Source organism: Arthrobacter sp. ov118 (assembly GCF_900116495.1).
In the GTDB taxonomy this organism is placed as follows: Bacteria; Actinomycetota; Actinomycetes; order Actinomycetales; family Micrococcaceae; genus Arthrobacter.
Window position 1 is genome coordinate 140,104 of record NZ_FPAY01000008.1, and the last position, 21,832, is coordinate 161,935.

Below are 21,832 nucleotides of genomic sequence, written 5' to 3' on the forward strand. Positions count from 1 at the left end.
GTCAGCCCTTGACGTACGGGATGCCGTCGGCCGCCGGAGGCCGGGACCGGCCGACCAGTCCGGCCACGGCAAACACGGTAACGACGTACGGCAGCATGGCCATGAACTGGCTCGGCACGGGAGTGCCGATGATCGTCACGATGCTTTGCAGGTTGTCGGCGAAGCCGAACAGCAGCGCGGCGAAGAAGGCCCCGATCGGGTTCCAGCGGCCCAGGATCATGGCGGCGAGGGCGATGAAGCCGCGGCCGCCGGAGATTTCCTTGGTGAAGCTGTCGATTGCCACGAGGGTGAAGAACGATCCACCGATGCCGGCCACGGCACCGCCGATCGTGACGTTCCAGAAGCGGGTCGCGTTGACCTTGATGCCCAGGGTGTCGGCGGCCTGCGGATGCTCGCCCACGGCACGAACGCGCAGGCCCCACTTCGTCTTGAACAGCCCGATCCAGATCACAATCACGGCCACATACATCAGGTAGCCCACCACGGACTGCTTGAACAGGATGGGCCCGATCACCGGGATGCCGGACAGGACCGGGATCTCGATGTTGGGCAGCTCCCCGGGCGAGTTGTACTTTTCCGGGTCCGACTGCATCACCGTGGTGAACAGGAAGCCGGTGAGCCCGGAAACCAGGACGTTCAGCACGACGCCGACGATGATCTGGTTGACCACGTACTTGATGCTGAACAGCGCCAGCACCATGGAGACCAGGGCGCCTGCCACGGCCGCCGCAAGCAGGCCCAGATAGGGGTTGTGCGTCAGGCTGGCGACGAGCGCGGCCGTGAAGGCACCGCCCAGGAGCTGGCCCTCAATGGCGATGTTCACGACGCCGGCGCGTTCGCAGAGCACACCTGAGAGGGAGCCGAAGACAATCGGCACGGCGAGTGTCACGGACCCGGCGAGAAGGCCGGCCAGCGAAATGCTGGGGGTCCGGGCGCCGCCCACCACCCAGATCAGGAAGGCGACCACGAACACGACGGTGAACACGGCCGGCAGCCAGCGCGGAGGCCGCTGGTTCTGTCGTGCCTTCAGGACCAAGGCGTAGCCCGCGAGGCCCAGCAGGATCAAGGAGAGCACAATGCCGCTGAGGAATGCGGGGACTTCGATCGCCGGGAGCTGGAAGAAGTCGCCGCCGGAGGAAACGCCGAATTTGGCGGTCGCCTGCGGACCCAGCAGCCCGAAGAAGATGAACGCTACGGTGGCCAGCACCGACAGCGTTACCGGCAGCTTCCAGGTGACGGGCTTGGCGGACTCTGCCTGCCGGCGGTTCTTGTCCGGCTGGGGCTTTCCTTGCTGGGGTTGTCCCGGCACGGGCGAGGTTGCTGTTGTGCTCATGCGGCACCTCCGGTGATTGCGGCCTGCTTGGTTTTGCCGGCGGTCGCGGCCTTCTTCTTGCGCGGGTTGAGTCCGAAGATCGCCCGGACCAGGGGCGGCGCCGCGATGAACAGCACAATGAGCGACTGGACCACGAGGACGATGTCGATCGGAGTTCCGGTCTGGATCTGCATCTGGACGGCGCCTGCCCGGAAGGCTCCGAACAGCAGGCCGGCGGCAAAGGTGCCCCACGGCGACGAACGTCCCAACAGCGCCACAGTGATCGCGTCAAAGCCGTAGGTTGCCGCGACACCATCGGTCAGGACCTTTTCGGTGCCCGCCACCTGCGCCACGCCGGCCAGGCCGGCCAGGCCGCCGGCAATGGTCATCACCAGGATCGTAGCCCGGGAGACGTTGATACCGGCTGTCAGGGCTGCCTTGGGGTTAGCCCCGACGGCACGGAACTCGAAACCGATCGTGGAACGGTTCAGCAGCCACCAGACAAACACCGTGGCCGCGATGGCCAGCAGGAAGCCCAGGTGCAGCCGGTACTGGCTGCCGAAGAGCAGCGGGTACGCGGCGCTGGGATCCACGATCGGCGATATGGGTGTGTCCGCCCCCGGGCGCTGGAACAAGTCCGTGTCGAGCAGGTAGCGCAGGAAATAGAGGGCGATGTAGTTGAGCATGATCGTCACGATGACCTCGTGGGCGCCCGTCCTGGCTTTGAGCACACCGACGATGCCGCCCCAGACGGCGCCGCCGATGACGCCGGCCACCAGGACCAGCAGCAGGTGCAGGCCCAGCGGCAGGTGCAGCGCGAAGCCGACCCACGAGGCAAGGATGCCGGCCATGATGATCTGGCCCTGCGCACCGATGTTGAACAGACCCGCGCGGAAGGCGAGGGCGACGCCGAGGCCCGCGGTGATCAGCGGGGTGGCGATGGTCAGCGTCTCCATGAGGGGGGAGAACTGCCCGACAGCTCCGGTCCCGCGGGGGTTGAAGACCGCGCCCTGGAAGAGGGCCACGTAAGAGCGGGTGGAGGCGGACCAGACGGCGGTGAAGAAATCAGTGGGCCGGGCGAAGAAATACCCCGCCGTCTTGCCGACCACCTCGTCCGTTGCGGCGATGAGGAAGCCGCCCAGGATCAGGGCGAGCAGCACCGCCAGGATGGTCACAATGCCGTTGCCGGTGAAGATTTTGCGCAGCAGCGACTCCTCTTCCGGGGCGCCGGGAAGGGCCCCGCTTTGGGTCGAGACTGGAACGGCCGATGGCTGGTGGGCACCGCCCGCCGTGTCCAGCGAAGTGACGAAGTCTGCATCGTCCTCGAGCGGCTCAGGCTCCACGTCGGTGGCCTGGGCAGCCCGAATCCGGTCCGGGTCCGGTGCGGCCGCGCGCCGCGGCCCGGTGTTCTCGCGCGGCTCTGTGTTCTCACTCATGGTGGTCTCCTACGGCACCGGAGCCTGGCTCCTGCGCCGCCGGGGCGGCTGGCGCCGGGTTCGTTGCGGTGGTGTCTGCGGGGGTGTCAACGGGATTGTCGGCCGGGCGGTGTGCCGGGTGCTTGACCGCGGCGTCGGCCTGGGCGTCGTCCAGGGACACCCCGGCCATCATCAGGCCCAGGACGTCACGTCCGGTTCCGGCCGGGACGATCCCGACCAGCCTGCCCTTATAGAGCACTGCGATCCGGTCGGCGAGTTCGATCACCTCGTCCAGTTCGGTGGAGACGATCATGACCGGGGTGCCCTGGTCCCGCTCCCTGACGATGCGTTTGTGCAGGAACTCGATGGATCCCACATCCACGCCGCGGGTGGGCTGGGAGGCGATGAAGAGCCGCAGCGGCCGGGAAAGTTCCCGTGCCATGACAACCTTTTGCTGGTTGCCGCCGGACAGGGTGCCCGCGGCGAGCATGCCGGACGGGGTTCGGACGTCGAATTCCTCGATCCGGGTCTTGGCGTTCTCCAGGACCTTGGCCGGGCTCATGCTGATGCCCTTCGCGAACGGCGCCTGGTCGTAGCGGTCCAGGATCAGGTTTTCGGCAATGGAGAAGGTGCCGATCAGCCCGTCCAGGGAACGGTCTTCCGGCACGAATCCGACGCCGGCGTTGAGGACATCCTTGACGCTGCGGCCCAGGATTTCTTCGCCGTCAAGGACGATCGAGCCGTGGACCCGGTCATGCAGGCCCAGGATGGCCTCGGTCAGTTCGGTCTGGCCGTTGCCCTGCACGCCCGCAATGGCCAGGATCTCACCGCGCGCGATCCCGAAGCTGATGCCGTCGACGACGTGCTGGCCGCTGGGCGCGATCACGGTGAGGTCCTTGACCTCGAAGGTGGTCTCCTGCGGGTTGGCCGGAGCCTTGTCCAAGGTCAGGCTCACGGCCCGGCCCACCATCATCGAGGCCAGCTCGGTGGTGGAGGCCTCGGGATCGGCCTTGCCCACCACCTTGCCGCGGCGGATGACCGTGATGGTGTCCGAAACGGCTTTCACCTCACGCAGCTTGTGGGAAATGAAGACGATGGAGGTGCCGTGGCTTTTGAGCTGGCGCATGATGTCCAGCAGCTCATCGGTGTCCTGCGGCGTCAGTACTGCAGTGGGCTCATCCAGGATGAGCACCTTGGCGTCGCGGACAAGCGCCTTGATGATTTCCACCCGCTGCTGCACGCCGACGGGCAGGTCTTCGATCAGCGCGTCGGGGTCGACGTCGAAGCCGTACCGGTCCGAGATTTCGCGGATTTTCCGGCGGGTGTCGTCAAGGTCCAGGAACCCACCGGACTTGGTGGTCTCCGCTCCCAGGGCGACGTTTTCGGCGACGGTGAAGACGGGGACCAGCATGAAGTGCTGGTGCACCATGCCGATGCCGGCAGCCATGGCGTCGCCGGGCCCGCGGAAGGTGACGGGTATGTCGTCGATCAGGATTTCGCCCTCGGTGGGCTCGTACAGTCCGTAGAGGACGTTCATCAGCGTGGACTTGCCAGCGCCGTTTTCGCCGAGCAGACAGTGGATCTGCCCGGATTCAACAACCACATCGATGTGATCGTTGGCTACCAGGGAGCCGAAGCGTTTGGTAATCCCCTTGAGTTCAAGTTTCACAACTCTGACCAATCTCGAGGTGTCCGGAAGGCTTGGTCCGGACGCGAAGTGGGGGCTGCAGCACCAGCTTAGTGCCTGCGGTCTGGGCCGCAGCGGTGCCGCAACGAAAAGCGCCACAGCCCGTGCGGTGGTGACCGGACGGGCCGTGGCGCTTAGCGGAGGAAGTTAGGCCTTCGGGCTGGCTGCGGATTCAACCTTCAGCTTGCCGTCGGCGATGTCCTTCTTGATCTGGTCCAGCTCGGACTTCAGTTCGGCGGGAACCTGGGAATCGAAGTCGTGGAACGGAGCCAGCTGGACGCCGTCGTTCGCGAGGGTGCCGATGTACGGCTTGTTGGTGAACTGGCCGTCCTTGTCCTGCTTGACCACCGTCTCGACGGCCTCGCCCATCTGCTTCATGACGGAGGAGAGCATGATGTCCTTGTAATCCGGTGCCGTGAGGAAGCCGTCGGAGTCAACCCAGATGAGCTTGACGTCCTTGCCTGCTGCCTTGGCTTCCTGCAGGGCCGCGCCCGCACCCTTGCCGACCGGACCGGCGACGGGCATGACGATGTCGGCGCCCTGGTCCAGGAAGTTCTGGGTGAACTGCTTGCCCTTGTCCTGCTTTTCGAAGTCGCCGGTGAAGGAGCCGTCCTGCTTGGCCTTGTCCCAGCCAAGAACCTTGACGTTCTTGCCCTTCTTTTCGTTGTAGTACTTCACGCCGTCGGCGTAGCCGTCCATGAAGATGGTGACCGTGGGGATCTTGATGCCGCCGAAGGTGGCGACCGTTCCGGTCTTGGTGGTGCCTGCTGCGAGGTAGCCGGCCAGGAACGCGGCCTGGGCCGTGTCGTAGATGATCGGCTTGACGTTGGCGACAGGAGTTTCGTAGCCGAAGTCGATGATGGCGAAGTGCTTGTCCGGGTTCGCGGTGGCCTGGGCCTTCGTGGCGTCGCCGAGCAGGAAGCCGACCGTGATGGTCAGGTTGCAGCCGGCGGAAACCATGGCGCGCAGGTTCGGCTCGAAGTCGTTGTTGGTCTTGGACTCGGCCTGGTTGGTTTTGATGCCCAGGTCCTTCTCGGCCTTCTTCAGGCCCTCGTAGGAAGACTGGTTAAACGACTGGTCGTCGAACCCGCCCGAGTCGGACACGATGCAGCCCGTGTAGTTGCTGGCAGTCTGGGTGGCGGTGCCGGCCTCCGGGGCGGCCCCGCAGCCAGTGAGCAGGAGGGCAGCCGCGCCCGCGGTGGCAACCCCGGCCATTGATCCGCGCTTGAAGGTGGCACGCAGAGAGTTCTTCAATTTTCCTCCAGGAAGAAGAGTAGGCGTTGCGACTTGGGCTCAATGAGTGTCTGTCGGCGGTGTTCCGCTGAATTCTGTTGTCATTGATGGATTTCGCAGCACTGCGCCGAGGCGCACTTATGAAAGCCACTGTAGTGGCCTGCGACACGTCCACATAGCGGACTTCACGGCAAGTTCCTAGATCGTTGAGAACTTGTTACCTTCCGGTAGAGGGCAGTCCCTGCCTCAGAGGCGTACGAGCATCTTGCCGGTATTGGCGCCCTCGAGCAGATCCATGAAGGCCTGCGGGGCGTTCTCCAGCCCGTCCACCACCGTCTCGTCGTAACGGACCGTACCGTCGGCCAGCCAGCCGGACATGGCCTCGACAAACTCCGCCATGTGCTGCCAGTAGCCGCCGACCAGGAAGCCCTTGAGCGTCAACTGCTTGCCGATCGCCAGCATCAGGTTCCGCGGCGCCGGCGTGGGCTCGGTGGCGTTGTACTGGGCGATGGCCCCGCACATGGCCACCCGGCCGCCCACTGTGAGCACGGACAACGCCGCCTCAAGGTGCTCGCCGCCAACGTTGTCAAAGTACACATCAATCCCGCGCTCCCCGGCGGCGGCAGCGAGCTGCCCGGCCACCGGACCGTCGTGGTAGTTGAACGCGGCGTCGAAGCCGAGTTCGAGCAGCCGTGACACTTTTTCCGGCGAGCCCGCGCTGCCTATGACGCGGGACGCGCCCATGGCCTTGGCGATCTGTCCGACGAGGGAGCCGACAGCGCCAGCCGCGCCCGAGACGAACACAGCATCGCCGGGTTTGAAGTCGGCGACCTTCAGCAGCCCCGCGTAGGCGGTGAGACCCGTCATGCCGAGAGCGCCGAGGAACGCGGACGCGGGGGCCAGGTCGGTGCGCGCCACAGTGGTGGCCGCCGCATCGACGACGGCGTATTCGCGCCAGCCGAGGCCGTGGACCACGATATCGCCGACGGCGCGCCCTTCGGCCCGGGACGCGATGACCTGGCCGACGGCGCCGCCGTCGAGCGCCTTATCCAGCGCGAACGGCGCGGAGTAGGACTTGACGTCGTTCATGCGGCCGCGCATGTACGGGTCCACCGAGATGTACAGGTTCCGGACCAAGACCTGGCCGTCCTGCAGCTCGGGCAGCCGCGACTCGGCGAGCCGGAAGTTGGCCGGCACGGGGCGGCCGTGCGGCCGGGACGCCAGCTGGATCTCGCGCGTGGTGGCGGGAAGGGTCATTGCTTCGGTGTGGGTGCTCATGCTGCAACCTCCAGAATTTTGATCTCGACAGTGATGTTGCCGCGGGTGGCGTTGGAGTAGGGGCAGATCTGGTGGGCCCGGGCCACCAGCTCCTCGGCGGTCCGCCGGTCCACGCCGGGCAGGGCGATTTCGAGCTCCGCGGCCAGGCCGTAGCCGGCACCGCCGTCGAGCGCGCCGAAGTGGATCTTGGCGGCGACGGCGGAATCGGTCAGGTCCGCCCGCTCCTTGCGTCCGACGAGGCGCAGCGCAGAGTGGAAACACGCGGCGTAGCCGGCCGCGAACAGCTGTTCGGGGTTGGTCCCGGCCCCGTCGCCGCCCAGTTCTACGGGGCTGGCGAGGGTGACGCTGAGCTTGCCGTCCTTGCTCATGGCGGTGCCGTCGCGGCCGTCACCGGACGCAAGCGCTTCGGCGGTGTAGAGAGTCTTCATGGGGTTCCGTTCCTAGTGGGAGGCGTGGAGGGCGTTGGTCAGGCGGGCCAGGGTTTCACGGAGCTGCTCAAGTTCCGCGGCAGTGAGGCCGGCGGCATCCGCCAGGCGCTGCGGGATACCGCCGGCCTTGGCGCTGAGGGCGGCTCCGGCGTCGGTCAGGAAGACCTCCACGCGGCGCTCGTCCTCGGCGGAGCGGCGGCGCTGCACAAGGCCGAGCGCTTCGAGCCGCTTGAGCAGGGGCGAGAGCGTGCCGGAGTCCAGTCCCAGCTCCTCCCCCAGTTCGCGGACGCTGCGCGGCTCGGCCTCCCACAGCACCAGCATGGCCAGGTACTGGGGGTAGGTCAGTCCGAGCTCCTCCAGCATGGGCCGGTAGGCTGCCGTGGCCGCCCGCGAGGCCGAGTACATTGCAAAGCACACCTGCCGGTTCAGACGGAGTGCCTCCGAACCGTGCACGCGGGCCCGTTCTGGCGTAGTCATGATTCGACCGTACCCCGAATTTAGATCGTGCACAATTTGGTTGTGCACAACCTAACTGCACAGACTCGCTTCACGCCAATTTGCACAGGCGCATCCGCAGGGCCTCCGACGCCGCCGGATTTCCCCACCTTCGCCGGGTTCGGACGGTGTGTCGGCCCGCACCGCCGGCGTGTCCCGCCGTCGTGCTGGCATAACTGGGGAAACTGCGCGCGGCGCCCCGGGGCGAGTGCCGACGGGCCGCGCGTTGCGAAGTGAGCCGCCCGTTGCGAAGTGGCTAGAGGTCGCGGAGGGTGCGCAGGGCCGCCGCCGTGAGTACCCGGATACCGAGGCCCAAGGCCCGCTCATCCACGATGTAGTCGCCGCGGTGGAGGTCGTATTCTTCCCCGCCCGGGGTCTTGGTGCCGAGCCGCATCATGGCGCCGGGGGTGTCGGCCAGGAACCAGGCGAAGTCTTCCCCGCCCATGGACTGCGGGGTCAGGACGACGGCGCTCTCGCCGATTTCCGCGCGGGCCGCGGCCTCGATCAGCGCGGTCTCGTGTTCGGAGTTGACCACCGGCGGCACGCCGCGGGTGTGCTCCAGATGGACGTCGACGCCGTACGGCTCGGCGATCTGCCGGACCACGTCGTCGAGCAGCTCGCCGGCGTCGTGCCAGGCCTCGCGGTCCAGGCACCGCATGGTGCCCGCCATGTAGCCCGTGCCGGGAATGGCATTGGGAGCCGAGCCCGCGGAGATCTGGCCCCAGACCACCGACACGCCGCTGCGGACGTCGACGCGGCGGGACAGCACGGCGGGAACATTGACCGCGATCTGCGCCAGGGCGAAAACCAGCTCTTCGGTCAGGTGCGGGCGCGAGGTGTGCCCGCCGCGGCCGGAGAGTTCAATCCTGATGGTGTCCGATGCGGACGTGATGGCACCGATGCGGGTGCCGACCTTGCCGATTTCTATCCGCGGGTCGCAGTGCAGGGCCAGGATGCGCGGCACGCCCTCCAGGACGCCCTGCTCGATGCAGGCGGTGGCGCCGCCGGGCATGGTTTCCTCGGCCGGCTGGAAGATGATCCGGACCGTTCCCCCGAGCGGGGTCTCCTCATGCATGCGCTGGAGCACCAGGGCGATGCCGAGCATGGTGGTGGTGTGCACGTCGTGGCCGCAGGCGTGGGTGACGCCGTGGTTCTTGGAGGCGAACTCCAGGCCCGTGTCCTCGATGATCGGCAGGGCGTCGATGTCTCCGCGCAGCGCCGTGGCGATCGGCCCCTGTCCGACGTCGACCGTCAGGCCGGTGCCTTCGAGGCGCCGGGGCTTGAGCCCGGCATCTTCAAGCCGCTTCGCCAACTTGTCGGTGGTGCGGAACTCTTTGAACGAGAGCTCGGGGTGCGCATGCAGGTCGCGGCGGAAAGCGATGAGCTCCGGCAGGAGGGGCTCCAGCCACGGCCCCACAAGAGTCGTGGGCTCAGCTTCAGTAGAGTAATTGCGCACGGAACAACTCTAGCCAGTGGACAAAAAATAGCGGCATCGCGTACGGCGCGTTACGGATCGGTGAACGCGCGAGGGCCCCACGCCGCGCGTCCACCTACAGGAGATCCACTTACAGGACGTCGGTGTCGCCCTTGGCCTTGATGGCGTCCACCGCCTGCTTGACCCGCTGCGAGTGTTCCTTGGTGGTGACGAGCAGGGCATCGGGGGTGTCCACAATCACGACGTCCTTGATGCCGATGAGGGCGATCACCCGCTTGGTGTCGGTGACCACCACACCGCTGGCGTTCTCGGTGAAAACGCGTGCGCCTTCGCCCAGAACGGTGACTTCGTCAACTTCCTTGGCGCTGTTGAGCCGGCCCACGGAGGCAAAGTCGCCGACGTCGTCCCAGCGGAAGCTACCCGGCACCACCGCGACGTCGCCCGCGGCGGCCGCCGGCTCGGCAACGGCGTAGTCGATGGCGATCTTGGGCAGGGCGGGCCACACGCGCGACGTGACGGCGTCGCGCTCCGGGGTGTCCCAGGCCTTGGCGATTTCCTGCAGCCCGGCGAAGAGTTCGGGCTGGTTGGCTTCAAGGTGCTTGAGCATCAGGGAAACCGGCGCCACGAACATGCCGGCGTTCCAGACGTAGTCGCCGCTGTCAACGTATTGCTGGGCCACGGCCTCGCTCGGCTTCTCCACGAACTCCACCACGGACTGCGCGCTGGGAGCGTCGGGGATGTGCAGGTTCGCGCCGGAGCGGATATAGCCGAACCCGGTGGAGGGGTGGGTGGGTTTGATGCCGATGGTGACGATCTTGCCTGCGGCCGCGGTGTAGACGGCTTCGCGGACGGCGTCCTGGAAGAGCCCGTCGGGGCTGATGACATGGTCCGCGGCGAACGAGCCCATGATGGTGTCCGGGTCCCGCTCGTGGAGGATGGCCGCGGCGAGGCCGATCGCTGCCCCGGAGTCCTTCGGCTCGCTTTCGAGGACCAGATCCGATTCCAGGACCTCGGGCAACTGGCGGCAGACGGCCTCCCGGTGGGCCGCACCGGTCACCACCAGCACGTGCTTGCCGGCGACGGGCTGGAGGCGGTCATAGGTCGCACGCAGCAGCGTGCTGCCTGACCCGGTGAGGTCATGAAGAAATTTGGGGGCTGCAGCCCGCGACAGGGGCCAGAGGCGGGTCCCCACCCCGCCCGCCGGGATAACCGCCATAAAACGGTCCAGCGGTGAATCCTGGCTTGTCACTTTGTGTGTAGTCATCACCGCTACTTTAGCCGACAGCGGCCCAATCGCCCTCGATTGCGCCCCAATTGCGCCCTTCCGGCGCCCGGAACTGCAAGCAGATGTGGCGTTCGTCTCAAAACACGCGCAAATCCGTGCCGGGGCCGGTCAACAACGGGTTCCCAAATTGAATAAGCTGAGAGCGAAGCCTAGATTTAGGCTTGAGCTTACGAGTGCTCTCGCAGCAGGCGTTCCCCCCGCGTGGATCCCATGCCAGCGCCGCTGTGTTGCAGGGAGGTTTATTCAGTGCCGACAAAACCAGCTGGCACCTTGTACCGCGGCCGTGAAGGCATGTGGTCCTGGGTTGGACACCGCATTACCGGTGTAGTGATTTTCTTCTTCTTGTTGGTCCACGTGCTGGACACCTCATTGGTGCGTGTGTCCCCCGAGGCCTACACCACCGTGATTGGTGCGTACAAGAACCCCCTCATGGCCCTGGGGGAAACGGGCCTCGTCGCAGCGATCGTGTTCCACGCCTTCAACGGCCTGCGGATCATCGCCGTCGACTTCTGGAAGAAGGGTGCCAAGTACCAGCGCCAGATGCTCTGGACGGTCCTGGGCCTTTGGGTCGTCGTCATGGCCGGCTTCGCCATCCGCCACCTGTCCCTCGCCCTTGGAGGTCACTAGCCATGGATGCAACACAGATTCAAAGCCCGCGCGCTGCCAAGGTAGGCGCCGGACGCGTCGCCCCGCAGTACAACCGCAGCGGTAGCTCCAAGGGGAACTTCGAAATGTTCGCCTGGCTCTTCATGCGGCTTTCCGGCGTCGTTCTGGTGGTGCTGATCTTCGGCCACCTGGCCGTCAACCTACTGGTCGGCGAGGGCATCCACGCGATCGACTTCGGCTTCGTGGCCGGCAAGTGGGCCGACCCGTTCTGGCAGGTCTGGGACCTGGCCATGCTGTGGCTCGCCATGCTGCACGGCACCAACGGCGTCCGCACGATCATCAATGACTACGCCGAGAAGGATGCCACGCGCCTGTGGCTGAAGACCGTTCTCTACGCGGCCACGCTGGTCATCGTCGTCCTGGGCACCCTGGTCATCTTCACGTTCGATCCGTGCCCGGTCGCCAATGGCGTCCAGCTTCCCGGCGGCTTCTGCCCCGCGCCTTAAGGGCGTACGCCGTCACGGCGGGGCCGCCGCGGACCGCTGCCCCTGCGCGGGCAGGAGGCGGCGGTCCGCCACGGCTATTGATCTTGCCTGTCGAGCGCAGGCGCAGATTGCACAAGACTTCACCGGGCAGGCTCGGCCTGCCGGTGGGTTATAGAGAATTTTGAGAGAAAGAGCGTCTGGTATGCAGGTCCATAAGTACGACGTCGTGATCGTCGGCGCCGGTGGCGCCGGGATGCGCGCGGCGATCGAATCAGGTCAGCGCGCCCGCACGGCAGTATTGACCAAGCTCTACCCCACGCGGTCCCACACGGGCGCGGCGCAGGGCGGCATGTGTGCGGCCCTGGCCAACGTCGAGGAAGACAACTGGGAGTGGCACACGTTCGACACCATCAAGGGCGGCGACTACCTGGTGGACCAGGACGCCGCCGAGGTCATGGCGAAGGAAGCGATCGACGCCGTCCTGGACCTGGAAAAGATGGGCCTGCCGTTCAACCGCACGCCCGAGGGCCGCATTGACCAGCGCCGCTTCGGCGGCCACACCCGCGACCACGGCAAGGCACCGGTGCGCCGCGCCTGCTACGCCGCCGACCGCACGGGCCACATGATCCTCCAGACCCTGTACCAAAACTGCGTCAAGCACAACGTTGAGTTCTACAACGAGTACTACGTCCTGGACCTGCTGACCGTTGAGGAAGACGCCGTCCGCGAGGACGGCACGGCCTACAAGCAGAAGCGCGTTGCCGGCGTCGTATCTTATGACCTCGCCTCCGGCGAACTGCACGTCTTCCAGGCCAAGTCCGTGGTGTTCGCCTCCGGCGGCGCGGGCAAGGTCTTCAAGACCACGTCCAACGCCCACACCCTCACCGGTGACGGCATGGGCATCGCCTTCCGGCGCGGCATCCCACTGGAGGACATGGAGTTCTTCCAGTTCCACCCGACCGGCCTCGCCGGCCTGGGCATCCTGCTTTCCGAGGCCGCCCGCGGCGAAGGCGCGATCCTACGTAACTCCGAGGGTGAGCGCTTCATGGAGCGTTACGCGCCCACCATCAAGGACCTCGCCCCGCGCGACATCGTGGCCCGTTCCATGGCCAACGAGGTCCGTGAGGGACGCGGTTGCGGCCCGAACAAGGACTACGTCCTCCTGGACCTGACCCACCTCGAGCCGGCGCACATTGACGCCAAGCTGCCGGACATCACCGAGTTCGCCCGCACCTACCTGGGTGTGGAGCCGTACACGGAGCCGGTGCCGGTGTTCCCCACGGCGCACTACGCCATGGGCGGCATCCCGACGAACATCAGCGCCGAGGTGCTCCAGGACAACGACACCGTGGTCCCGGGCCTCTACGCCGCCGGCGAGGTCGCCTGCGTCTCCGTCCACGGCTCCAACCGCCTGGGCACGAACTCGCTGCTGGACATCAACGTCTTCGGCAAGCGCGCGGGCATCGCCGCCGCCGAATACGCCAAGACCGCGGACTTCGTGGAGCTCCCGGCCGATCCCGAGGCTTACACCCTGGACCTGCTGGACCACGTGCGCACCGCCAACGGCACCGAGAAGGTCGCTGCGATCCGCAAGGAACTGCAGGACACCATGGATGCCAACATGCAGGTGTTCCGCACGGCCGAAACGCTGAACCAGGTCCTCAAGGACATTGCGTCCTTCGAGGAGCGGTACCAGCGCATCAGCGTCCAGGACAAGGGCAAGCGGTTCAACCTGGACCTGCTCGAGGCCGTGGAGCTGGGCTTCCTGCTGGAGCTCGCCAAGGTCATGACCGTGGCGGCCCTGCACCGTGAAGAGTCCCGCGGCGGCCACTTCCGCGAGGACTTCCCCGAGCGCGACGACGAAAAATTCATGAAGCACTCCATGGCGTATAAGGATGAGCACGCCCCGGCCGATGGCTCTGCGGAGGCCATTGCCGGCATCCGGCTTGCCACCAAACCGGTGGTCTTTACGCGCTACGAGCCGATGGTGAGGAAGTACTAAGATGAGCGCTGAACTCGCTGAGCCAGCATCCAAGATCGAACTGCCCGCCGGCGTCGGCGGGGGCGGGGAAATCCCGTCCTTCGACGTCACGCTGCGTGTGCGCCGCTACAACCCCGAGGTCTCCGAGGACGCCACATGGGATGACTTCAAGGTCACCATGTACGGCACCGACCGCGTGCTCGACGCCCTGCACAAGATCAAGTGGGAGATCGACGGCAGTGTCTCGTTCCGCCGCTCCTGCGCCCACGGCGTCTGCGGCTCCGATGCCATGCGCATCAACGGCCGCAACCGCCTGGCCTGCAAGACCCTGCTGAAGGACCTGGACACGTCCAAGCCCATCACGGTCGAGCCGATCAAGGGCCTGCCGGTAGAGAAGGACCTGATCGTGGACATGGAGCCGTTCTTCCAGTCCTTCCGCGAAGTCATGCCCTTCCTGATCAACCGCGGCCACGAGCCCACCAAGGAACGCCTGCAGTCCGCCGAGGACCGCGAGCGGTTCGACGACACCACCAAGTGCATCCTCTGCGCCGCGTGCACCTCGTCCTGCCCGGTGTTCTGGACCGACGGCCAGTACTTCGGCCCGGCGGCAATCGTCAACGCCCACCGCTTCATCTTCGATTCCCGCGATGACGCCGGCGACATGCGCCTGGAGATCCTCAACGACAAGGAAGGCGTGTGGCGCTGCCGCACCACCTTCAACTGCTCGGAGGCCTGCCCGCGCGGCATCCAGGTCACCAAGGCCATCGCCGAGGTCAAGCAGGCCATCCTGGCCCGCAAGATCTAGGGCCCGCAGGATAGCTCACGAAATACCGACGACGGCGCCTCTCACCTTGGGTGGGGGCGCCGTCGTCGTCTTCCCGCTCACACGAAAGGGGACACCGTGTCCCGCTCAGAAAAAGTCTCCTTCCGGGGTTCCACCGGCGAACTGCTCTCCGGCGTCGTGGACGTCCCCGAAGGCCCGGTGAAGGGCTGGGGCGTGTTCTCCCACGGCTTCACCCTGGGCAAGGACAGCCCGTCGGCGTCACGGATGTGCAAGGCCCTCGCCGACAACGGGGTGGGCATGCTCCGGTTCGACAACCTGGGCCTCGGCGAATCCGCGGGAATGTGGTCCGAGGGGTCCTTCAGCCACAAGGTGGCCGACACCGTCAAGGCCGCCGAATTCATGCGGGACTCGGACCGGCGCGTGTCCTTGCTCGTGGGCCACTCCTTCGGCGGCGCGGCTGTCCTGTCCGCCGCACGGCAGATCCCCGAGCTCAAGGCCGTTGCCACGGTGGGCGCACCTTTCTCACCCAAGCATGTGGCCCACGTCTTTGACGCGGCGCTGGACCGGATCCTGAGCGAGGGAAGCGCGGAGGTGGATCTGGGCGGCAAGCGCGTCCAGATCCGGCGGCACTTCGTCGAGGACCTGGAAAACGCGGACCTGACCGACTGCATCCGGCAGCTGCACAGGCCGCTGATGGTGCTGCACTCCCCCACGGACAACACGGTGGGGATCGAAAACGCCAGCACGATCTTTCAGACGGCACGCCACCCGCGCAGCTTCGTCTCGCTGGAGGGCAGCGACCACCTCCTCACGGGCAAGGGCCAGGCCGCCCGTGCCGCGAAGATCATCTCGGCGTGGGCCGACCAGTACCTCGACGCCTGAACGCGGCGGACAGCGGCTTGCGGCGCGGCCCGGGCTCGACCGGCGTCTTGCCCGGCTGGACGTGCCGGGCGCCCCAGCCGGTGGTCGTGGCGGCCGGCTGGGTCTTGAGGTCCTCCTCGCGGATCGCCACCCAGGCGGCGCAGACCACGTAAACCTGGCTGACCAGGTTGAACCAGATCAGCAGGCCGATGATGATGGCGAAGGGCGCCAGGATGGGGTTCTTGCCCGCACTGGCCAGCAGCTGGGTGCTGAAGATCTGCAGGACGGTGGTGCCCACCGCGGCCAGGATTGTTCCTTCCAGCAAGGACCGCCGGGCCGGTTTCAGCCCCGCGGCCACCCGGTACATGATCAAAGCCGTACCCCAGCCCAGCAGCAGGGGCACAACGATGGTGATGGAGGTTGTCAGGGGCCCGGCCACCGCCGGATCGAGGCTCAGCTGTTCGGTCACCCACCCCGCCGCCGTGCCGAACACAAGGGAGACTGCGGAGCTGACCACCAGGGCCACCCCCAACAGGATCAGGGTGCCGACGTCGCGCAGTATCTGCAGCACCGGATTGAGCCCCAGCGGGCCGAGCTGCATCATGCTGCGCGTACCGTCGCGGACGCCGCTGATCCAGCCCAGGGAGGTGAACACCGTTACGGCGGCGGCGATCAGGGCCGCCCAGCCCAGGCTGGCGGGGTTCAGCAGCTCATAGGGGTCAACCAGCCCTTCGCTGCCGTTGACCTTCAGGAGGCCGGGCGCTGTCGCGGCCACACTCTTGATGATCTGGTCCAGCAGGGCAGGGTGCCCGCTAAGGACCAGGCCGGCCACGGACAAGCCGGTGGCCAGCAGGCCGGTGATGGAGAAGAACATCCGGAACCCGATGCCGGCACTCATCAGCGGCCCGCGTTGAAGGTTGTAGTGCGTGAAGGCCCGCACCGGCAGCAACAGGTTCACCCGGGCCACCAGCCACGGCACCATCGCCATCAGCGACGCAATACCTCCGCCGGAGCGTCGGGACCTGCCCCAGTCCACCCTCTTGCGGATGACTTCGAGTTTCAGCCCGGCCAGGTCGGTGGGTAGGGGTGGCTTAGCGGGCGCCTGCGGTGCCGTCCTGGCCCCTGTCGCCGTCAGGTTTGGTCCCAAAGTCAAGCTCTTCCCGTAGGTGCCAGATGCCGTTGTCATCGTGCTCGTAGAGTCCCATGCTAGCCACCGGGAACGTGGCCCTATAGTCCTTGAGCGCTGTTTCGGCCTCGTCCAGGCTTTCGGGGGCGACGTCGTGGGCCACGGTGACGTGCGGGTGGTACCCGAACGGCAGCTCCCGCTCGAGGGGGCCGGTCTGCAGCTGGCGGTGCAGGTTGACGCATTCGCCGAAGCCGTCCTCCACGTTCAGGAACACCACCGGGGACACCGGCCGGAAAGACCCGGTGCCTGCGATGGTCACCATGAAGGGCTCCTGCCGGCGTGCCACGTCCCGGACATGCCTGCGGGTTGCTTCCCAGTCCTGCGTCATGGTGGTGGTCACCAGCGTGATGTGGGCCGGGACGACGGCGGCCATCGGGTCCCCGAAGGAGGCGCGCCAGCGCTGGAGCTCCTCGGCGATGTCTGCCGGGAACCTCAGGATCACACCAGTGCTGATGCCTTCGCTGCGTGCCTGCCCGTTTGACGTGGCGGCTTTCGCGTTGACTTTGCTGATGGGGGCCATGGACCTAGCGGACTCCCTGGGCTCCGGCGTACGGCAGGAAACCCACCTTGGCGTAGACATCGCGCAGGGTCACCGAGGCGATCTCCCTGGCCTTGTCCGCGCCGACGGCCAGCAGCCGGTCCAGTTCCGCAGGATCGTCCAGCAGTTCATTGGCGCGGTTGCGGATCGGGGTCAGGTGCTCGGCGACCACCTCGGCAAGGTCCACCTTGAGGTGGCCGTACATCTTGCCCTCGTAGGCGGCGACAAGGGCGTCGACGCTCTGGCCGCTGATCGCCGAGTAGATGGTCAGCAGGTTGGACACGCCCGGCTTCGCCTCACGGTCGAACCGGATTTCGGTCTCCGCATCCGTTACGGCCGACTTGATTCGTTTGGCGGTGACTTTGGGATCATCGAGCAGGTTGATCAGACCCGCCGGTGACTCCGCCGATTTCGACATCTTGGCCGTGGGGTGCTGCAGATCGTAGATCTTCGCCGATTCCTTCTGGATGAAGGGCTGCGGGACGGTGAACGTCTGGCCGAAACGGGAGTTGAACCGCTGGGCCAGGTCGCGGCTCAGTTCCACGTGCTGGCGCTGGTCCTCGCCCACGGGGACACCGTGCGGCTGGTACAGCAGGATGTCCGCGGCCTGTAGGACAGGGTAGGTGAACAGCCCGACGCTGGCGTGCTCCGAGCCCTGTTTGTGGGCCTTGTCCTTGAACTGGGTCATCCGGGACGCCTCGCCGAATCCCGTAATGCAGTTCAGGACCCACGCCAACTGGGCGTGCTCCGGCACCTGGGACTGGACGAACAGCGTGCACTTGTCCACGTCCACGCCGCCGGCAATGTACTGCGCGGCCGTCACCCGGGTGCGGTGGGCCAGCTCGGCGGGATCCTGCGGAACAGTGATCGCGTGCAAATCGGGGATGAAGAAGACGGCGTCGTACTCGTCCTGCATCCGGACCCAGTTCACGAGGGCGCCGAGGTAATTGCCCAAGTGCAGGGAATCGGCGGAGGGCTGCATGCCGGAGAGGATGCGGTGCCGGGCTCCGGTGGTCGCCGGAGCGGCCTTCGCAGCGTCCGGGGCGACGCCGGCGTCGGTCACAGTGGAAGTCGTGGTCATTCGTGGAAGCCTCAAAACTAGAGCCGGTAGTCCACTACCAGCGGGGCGTGGTCGGAGAAGCGGGTGTCCCAGGACAGTGCCCGGTCAACAACGGCAGACACTGCGGCAGCAGCGAGAGCAGGCGTGGCCATGTGGTAATCGATGCGCCAGCCGGTGTCATTGTCGAAGGCCTGACCCCGTTGCGACCACCAAGTGTAGGGGCCGTCGACGTTACCCGCCAGGCCCCTGTGAACATCCTTCCAGCCGATTTCGCCGCCGAAGAAGCGGTCAAAATAAGCCCTCTCCTCCGGCAGGAAGCCGGCACGTTTGACGTTGCCCTTCCAGTTCTTGATGTCCAGCTCCGTGTGGCCGACATTGAGGTCGCCCACCACGAGCGCGTGGTCACTGTGCTTGGCGAGCTCGGGCAGGCGCGTGGTCATGACGTCCAGGAAACGGAACTTGTCGTCCTGCTTGGGGGTGCCGGCCTCGCCGGAGTGGACGTAGGCGCTGGCGACGGTCAGCTGGGAGGCCTGCCCTTCGGTGTCCCGCACGATGTAGTCGGCCTCGACCCAGCGTCCGGTCGTGGCGAAGTAGTCCTCCCCGATGCCTACGCGGGTGGCAAGCGGCTCTTCGCGGGACGCAATGGCAACGCCGGCCCGGCCCTTGGCTTCCGCCTCGGCGTGCAGGATGTACCAGCCCTCGCCGAGCAGCTCCTGGACCACCGCATCAGGGGCGCGGACCTCCTGCAGGCACAGGATGTCGACTTCGCGTGGCTCCAGCCACTCCGCCATGCCCTTCTTGTAGGCAGCGCGGAGGCCGTTGACGTTGACCGATGCGATGCGAAGGTGGTCCTTCTTCAATGCCGAGCTCACCCGATCCACTCTAGTCGATGATGGTTCCGGCGACGGGTTCGCTGCCGCCGTCGGAGGATTTGATCATGTCCCGGGCGTTGGTCGCGGTGATTTCAATCGTCTCCAGGGCCCGGCGGATCGTGTCCTGGTCCGCGGCATCGCCCTTGGCCCGTTCCTGGTCCACGACGCGGATCTGGACCTGGACGATCTTGAAGGAGTGGTCGAGCTTCATGTCGCGGACGCTGTCCGCTTCGCGGCGTTCGCTGATCAGGCGGGTGCCGCCGTGGTCCACGCTGCTCGACGACGGCGCGCGCCCGGCGGCGGCGTTGAAGGCGTTCTGCGCCTCGTCGAGCCTGGCTCCGGCCTTCTTGGCAGCCTTCTGGATGCTGAACACCACAAACGCAGCCAGCGCCAGCCAGAAGCCGGCGATGATCGCCACGACCCAGCCGACGACGTCGTTCTGGTTGGCCGCGAAGATCACGGCCACGACGAACGCGATGATGAAGACCAGCATGCCCGGCCCGCTGATGCGGAACATGGAGAACCGGCCGGCGGCCGAGGTGGGGTTGGACGTGGAGGCGGAGCTACCCAGAGATTGCATGAGCCTATTATCGCAAACGGGGCGGGCCGCCCGGAGCGCTTCCACCCCGGGCGAAACTTCCGGGCCCTACTTGGGGACGCCCGGGACGGCGGGACATGTCCATCGGTCCGCGGCTGGGCCGACTGCGCTCCGGGACATGCCCCTTCGCAAGCATCACCACTGGACGTGTTCAGCCGCGGGCTGTCTTCCAGGAGGACATGCTTGTTTGTGAGCACCACCAGTGGACATGTTCAGCCGCGGGCTGTCTTCCAGGAGAACATGCTCATCGTTGCGAGGGATCAACGGGCAGAACACGATTCTGCCCGCTGATCGTGGCCACCACTGGACATGTCCAGCCGCAAGCGCTCGCCCCAGAGGACATGCTTATTCGTGAACACCGCCAGTGGACATGTTCAGCCGCGGGCCGCCTCCAGGGAGGACATGCTCATCGTTGCGAGGGATCAACGGGCAGAAGACGATTCTGCCCGCTGATCGTGGCCACCACTGGACATGTCCAGCGGCAAGGGCTTCGCCCCAGATGTGCTCATTGTTGAACGCGGTTAAACGCGGCCAGTGGCCAGAACAGCATTCCGCGCTGGTCTCCGTAGCCGGGATCCGCGTTATTTCAGGAACAGCTTGCGCAGGCGGGCAGTGGTGAGCAGGATCCCGAGGGTAATCATGACGAGGTAGTAGCCGACGTGCACGGCGGTGGCCGGGCTGAACACGCCGACGCTGATCTGGCGCAGCAGCTCCACGCCGTGCCACAGCGGCATGGCCTGGATGAGCCACTGGATGGACTGCGGGTAGACGCTGAGCGGATAGAACGTGGCGCTGAAGAGGAACATCGGCAGCATCACGAAGTTGATCCAGTCCATCTGCTGGAATGTCTTCATGAAGCTCGTGATCCCCATGCCGAAGCTCGCGAAGCCGAAGGCAATCAGCACCGAGGCCGGGATCATCAGGATGGCCCACGGAGTGGTGATGAGGCCCATCACGCCCATGACGGCTGTGAAACCGGTGGCGTACATGGCCCCGCGCAGCAGGGCCAGGAAGATTTCGCCCATGGCGACATCCAGCGGCCCCAGCGAGGTGTAGAGCATGCCCTGGTAGAGCTTGGCGAAGTTCATCTTGAAGAAGACGTTCCAGGTGGAGTCATAGACGGCGCCGTTCATGGCGGACACGGCCAGCAGCGCCGGGGCGATGTATGCGGCGTAGTTGATCTCCTGCCCGCCCGGGCCCTGGACGGGACCGACGATGGCGCCCAGGCCCACGCCCATGGAGATCAGGTACAGCACAGGCTCGAAGAACCCGGAGACCATGACCATCCAGTTGCTGCTCTTGGTGGCCATGAGCCCGCGGGCGACGACGGCGCGGACGTTGCGGGAGTAGGTGGGCCCGAAGCGCCGGCGGCGTGCGGCTTCCGCGACGCTGTTCTCCCCTGCGTTGAAACTTCCGGTCAGGACGCTCATGAGGCCATCCTCTTGGCGAATTGGCGTTTGGTCAGGACCCAGCCGGCGCCCGCCAGGACCAGCAGGAAGACGAGGTGGACGATGGTGAGCCACGGCTCTTCCTCGTACCCGTAGCTGACCACGCGGCCAAGTTCCGTTCCGTGCCAGATCGGCGAGATCCAGCCGATCCAGCGGACGCCGAGGGGTAGCGTGTCCAGCGGGAAGAACGTGCCGGAGAACAGGAACAGCGGCATGACGATGAACCGCATGACCATGGCGAATTGGCCCCGGTCCTCTTTGATGGTGGCCGCGTACGCCATGAGCGGCAGGCCGAAGGACAGGCCGGCGAGTGTGGCGATGAGGATCGAAACCCAGCCCCAGGCGCCGGGTGAGGCCCCGAACAGCGCCACCACCGCGAAGTAGATGGCCGACTGCAGCAGGAAGCGGACGGTGACGGCGATGATCTGGCCGCCGGCGATCTGTTCCGGGGTCAGCGGCGAGGCGTGGGGACCGTAGTAGACGCGCCGCCATTTGAAGCCGTCCATCACCGGAAACGTGAACTCGTTCGCCGCTGTCATGACGGCCGCCGAGATCAGCAGCGCCGGCGCGATGAACGTCAGGTAGCTGACGCCCCCGAAGGCGCCGGCGCCGTTGGCCTGCACCAGCGTCGCGAGGCCCACGCCCATCGCGAAGAGGTAGGCCACCGGTTGCCCGACCCCGTACATGACGATGGTCCAGCCGTAGGCTTTCATGACGCGCAGGACCTGTTCGGCGTAGTAGAAGGCGCCCCAGCGCCGGGCGCGGGCGGCCGAGACTTCCGGGGCGTGCGCGCGCAGCGTCCCGGTTCCCGCCGTCGGACCGGCCGTCTGTGGTGCCTGAGTCAG

The 21,832-nt window shown here is 66.3% G+C and carries 21 protein-coding genes; 5 read left to right on the forward strand and 16 right to left on the reverse strand.

Annotated elements, in window-relative coordinates; genetic code table 11:
* Position 1: 1 nt before the first annotated feature.
* From BM372_RS15065 to BM372_RS15105, 9 genes are all read right to left on the reverse strand, one after another.
* Positions 2–1,333 carry an ABC transporter permease gene (locus BM372_RS15065; RefSeq protein WP_090956264.1) on the reverse strand — a complete coding sequence of 444 codons (1,332 nt, stop codon included), beginning with the start codon at positions 1,331–1,333 and terminating at the stop codon, positions 2–4.
* A complete protein-coding gene (locus BM372_RS15070; RefSeq protein ID WP_090956265.1) occupies positions 1,330–2,748 on the reverse strand; it encodes an ABC transporter permease in 1,419 nt (472 codons plus the stop codon). Before BM372_RS15070 ends, BM372_RS15065 begins: the two co-directional genes overlap by 4 nt.
* Positions 2,741–4,396: an ABC transporter ATP-binding protein gene (locus BM372_RS15075; RefSeq protein ID WP_090956266.1), complete on the reverse strand. Its 1,656-nt coding sequence runs from the start codon at positions 4,394–4,396 to the stop codon at positions 2,741–2,743. Before BM372_RS15075 ends, BM372_RS15070 begins: the two co-directional genes overlap by 8 nt.
* Before the next feature lie 165 nt (positions 4,397–4,561).
* On the reverse strand, positions 4,562–5,629 hold the full coding sequence (locus BM372_RS15080) for a BMP family lipoprotein (RefSeq protein ID WP_090956330.1): 1,068 nt from the start codon (positions 5,627–5,629) through the stop codon (positions 4,562–4,564).
* A 264-nt stretch (positions 5,630–5,893) separates the two neighbouring features.
* Positions 5,894–6,925 carry an NADP-dependent oxidoreductase gene (locus BM372_RS15085; protein ID WP_177236030.1) on the reverse strand — a complete coding sequence of 344 codons (1,032 nt, stop codon included), beginning with the start codon at positions 6,923–6,925 and terminating at the stop codon, positions 5,894–5,896.
* A complete protein-coding gene (locus BM372_RS15090) occupies positions 6,922–7,353 on the reverse strand; it encodes an organic hydroperoxide resistance protein (protein WP_090956267.1) in 432 nt (143 codons plus the stop codon). Before BM372_RS15090 ends, BM372_RS15085 begins: the two co-directional genes overlap by 4 nt.
* Positions 7,354–7,365: 12 nt before the next feature.
* Positions 7,366–7,830, reverse strand: coding sequence for a MarR family winged helix-turn-helix transcriptional regulator (locus BM372_RS15095; protein ID WP_090956268.1), 465 nt, complete (start codon positions 7,828–7,830; stop codon positions 7,366–7,368).
* A gap of 274 nt (positions 7,831–8,104) precedes the next feature.
* On the reverse strand, positions 8,105–9,304 hold the full coding sequence (locus BM372_RS15100; RefSeq protein WP_090956269.1) for an amidohydrolase: 1,200 nt from the start codon (positions 9,302–9,304) through the stop codon (positions 8,105–8,107).
* Between the two features lie 109 nt (positions 9,305–9,413).
* Complete coding sequence (locus tag BM372_RS15105) at positions 9,414–10,547, reverse strand: mannose-1-phosphate guanylyltransferase (protein WP_090956270.1); 1,134 nt, start codon at positions 10,545–10,547, stop codon at positions 9,414–9,416.
* Between the two features lie 267 nt (positions 10,548–10,814).
* Between BM372_RS15105 and sdhC the strand changes: the two genes are divergently transcribed.
* The 5 genes from sdhC (at position 10,815) to BM372_RS15130 (ending at position 15,306) form a co-directional block, all read left to right on the forward strand.
* Complete coding sequence (gene sdhC / locus BM372_RS15110; RefSeq protein ID WP_090956271.1) at positions 10,815–11,195, forward strand: succinate dehydrogenase, cytochrome b556 subunit; 381 nt, start codon at positions 10,815–10,817, stop codon at positions 11,193–11,195.
* A gap of 2 nt (positions 11,196–11,197) precedes the next feature.
* A complete protein-coding gene (locus tag BM372_RS15115; RefSeq protein WP_090956272.1) occupies positions 11,198–11,680 on the forward strand; it encodes a succinate dehydrogenase hydrophobic membrane anchor subunit in 483 nt (160 codons plus the stop codon).
* 181 nt (positions 11,681–11,861) lie between these two features.
* Positions 11,862–13,661: a succinate dehydrogenase flavoprotein subunit gene (gene sdhA / locus BM372_RS15120; RefSeq protein WP_090956273.1), complete on the forward strand. Its 1,800-nt coding sequence runs from the start codon at positions 11,862–11,864 to the stop codon at positions 13,659–13,661.
* 1 nt (position 13,662) lies between these two features.
* Positions 13,663–14,445 carry a succinate dehydrogenase iron-sulfur subunit gene (locus tag BM372_RS15125; protein ID WP_090956274.1) on the forward strand — a complete coding sequence of 261 codons (783 nt, stop codon included), beginning with the start codon at positions 13,663–13,665 and terminating at the stop codon, positions 14,443–14,445.
* 96 nt (positions 14,446–14,541) lie between these two features.
* The gene (locus BM372_RS15130; protein ID WP_090956275.1) at positions 14,542–15,306 is read left to right on the forward strand and encodes an alpha/beta hydrolase family protein; all 765 of its coding nucleotides are present in this window, start codon (positions 14,542–14,544) and stop codon (positions 15,304–15,306) included.
* Here BM372_RS15130 and BM372_RS15135 read toward each other — a convergent pair.
* The 7 genes from BM372_RS15135 to BM372_RS15165 form a co-directional block, all read right to left on the reverse strand.
* Positions 15,269–16,432, reverse strand: coding sequence for a YihY/virulence factor BrkB family protein (locus tag BM372_RS15135; RefSeq protein ID WP_256214311.1), 1,164 nt, complete (start codon positions 16,430–16,432; stop codon positions 15,269–15,271). The two genes, BM372_RS15130 and BM372_RS15135, sit on opposite strands and share 38 nt — an antisense overlap.
* The gene (locus BM372_RS15140) at positions 16,377–16,991 is read right to left on the reverse strand and encodes a 2'-5' RNA ligase family protein (RefSeq protein ID WP_090956277.1); all 615 of its coding nucleotides are present in this window, start codon (positions 16,989–16,991) and stop codon (positions 16,377–16,379) included. Before BM372_RS15140 ends, BM372_RS15135 begins: the two co-directional genes overlap by 56 nt.
* A gap of 4 nt (positions 16,992–16,995) precedes the next feature.
* The gene (gene trpS / locus BM372_RS15145; protein ID WP_090956278.1) at positions 16,996–18,090 is read right to left on the reverse strand and encodes a tryptophan--tRNA ligase; all 1,095 of its coding nucleotides are present in this window, start codon (positions 18,088–18,090) and stop codon (positions 16,996–16,998) included.
* 17 nt (positions 18,091–18,107) lie between these two features.
* Positions 18,108–18,941, reverse strand: a complete 834-nt coding sequence (locus tag BM372_RS15150; protein ID WP_090956332.1) for an exodeoxyribonuclease III — start codon at positions 18,939–18,941, stop codon at positions 18,108–18,110.
* Between the two features lie 10 nt (positions 18,942–18,951).
* Positions 18,952–19,521 (reverse strand): DUF2530 domain-containing protein, encoded by a 570-nt coding sequence (locus BM372_RS15155; protein WP_090956279.1) that lies wholly within the window; start codon positions 19,519–19,521, stop codon positions 18,952–18,954.
* Between the two features lie 599 nt (positions 19,522–20,120).
* Positions 20,121–20,969: an ABC transporter permease gene (locus BM372_RS15160; protein WP_090956280.1), complete on the reverse strand. Its 849-nt coding sequence runs from the start codon at positions 20,967–20,969 to the stop codon at positions 20,121–20,123.
* On the reverse strand, positions 20,966–21,832 hold the full coding sequence (locus BM372_RS15165; RefSeq protein ID WP_090956333.1) for an ABC transporter permease: 867 nt from the start codon (positions 21,830–21,832) through the stop codon (positions 20,966–20,968). The genes BM372_RS15160 and BM372_RS15165 overlap by 4 nt, the downstream gene beginning before the upstream one ends.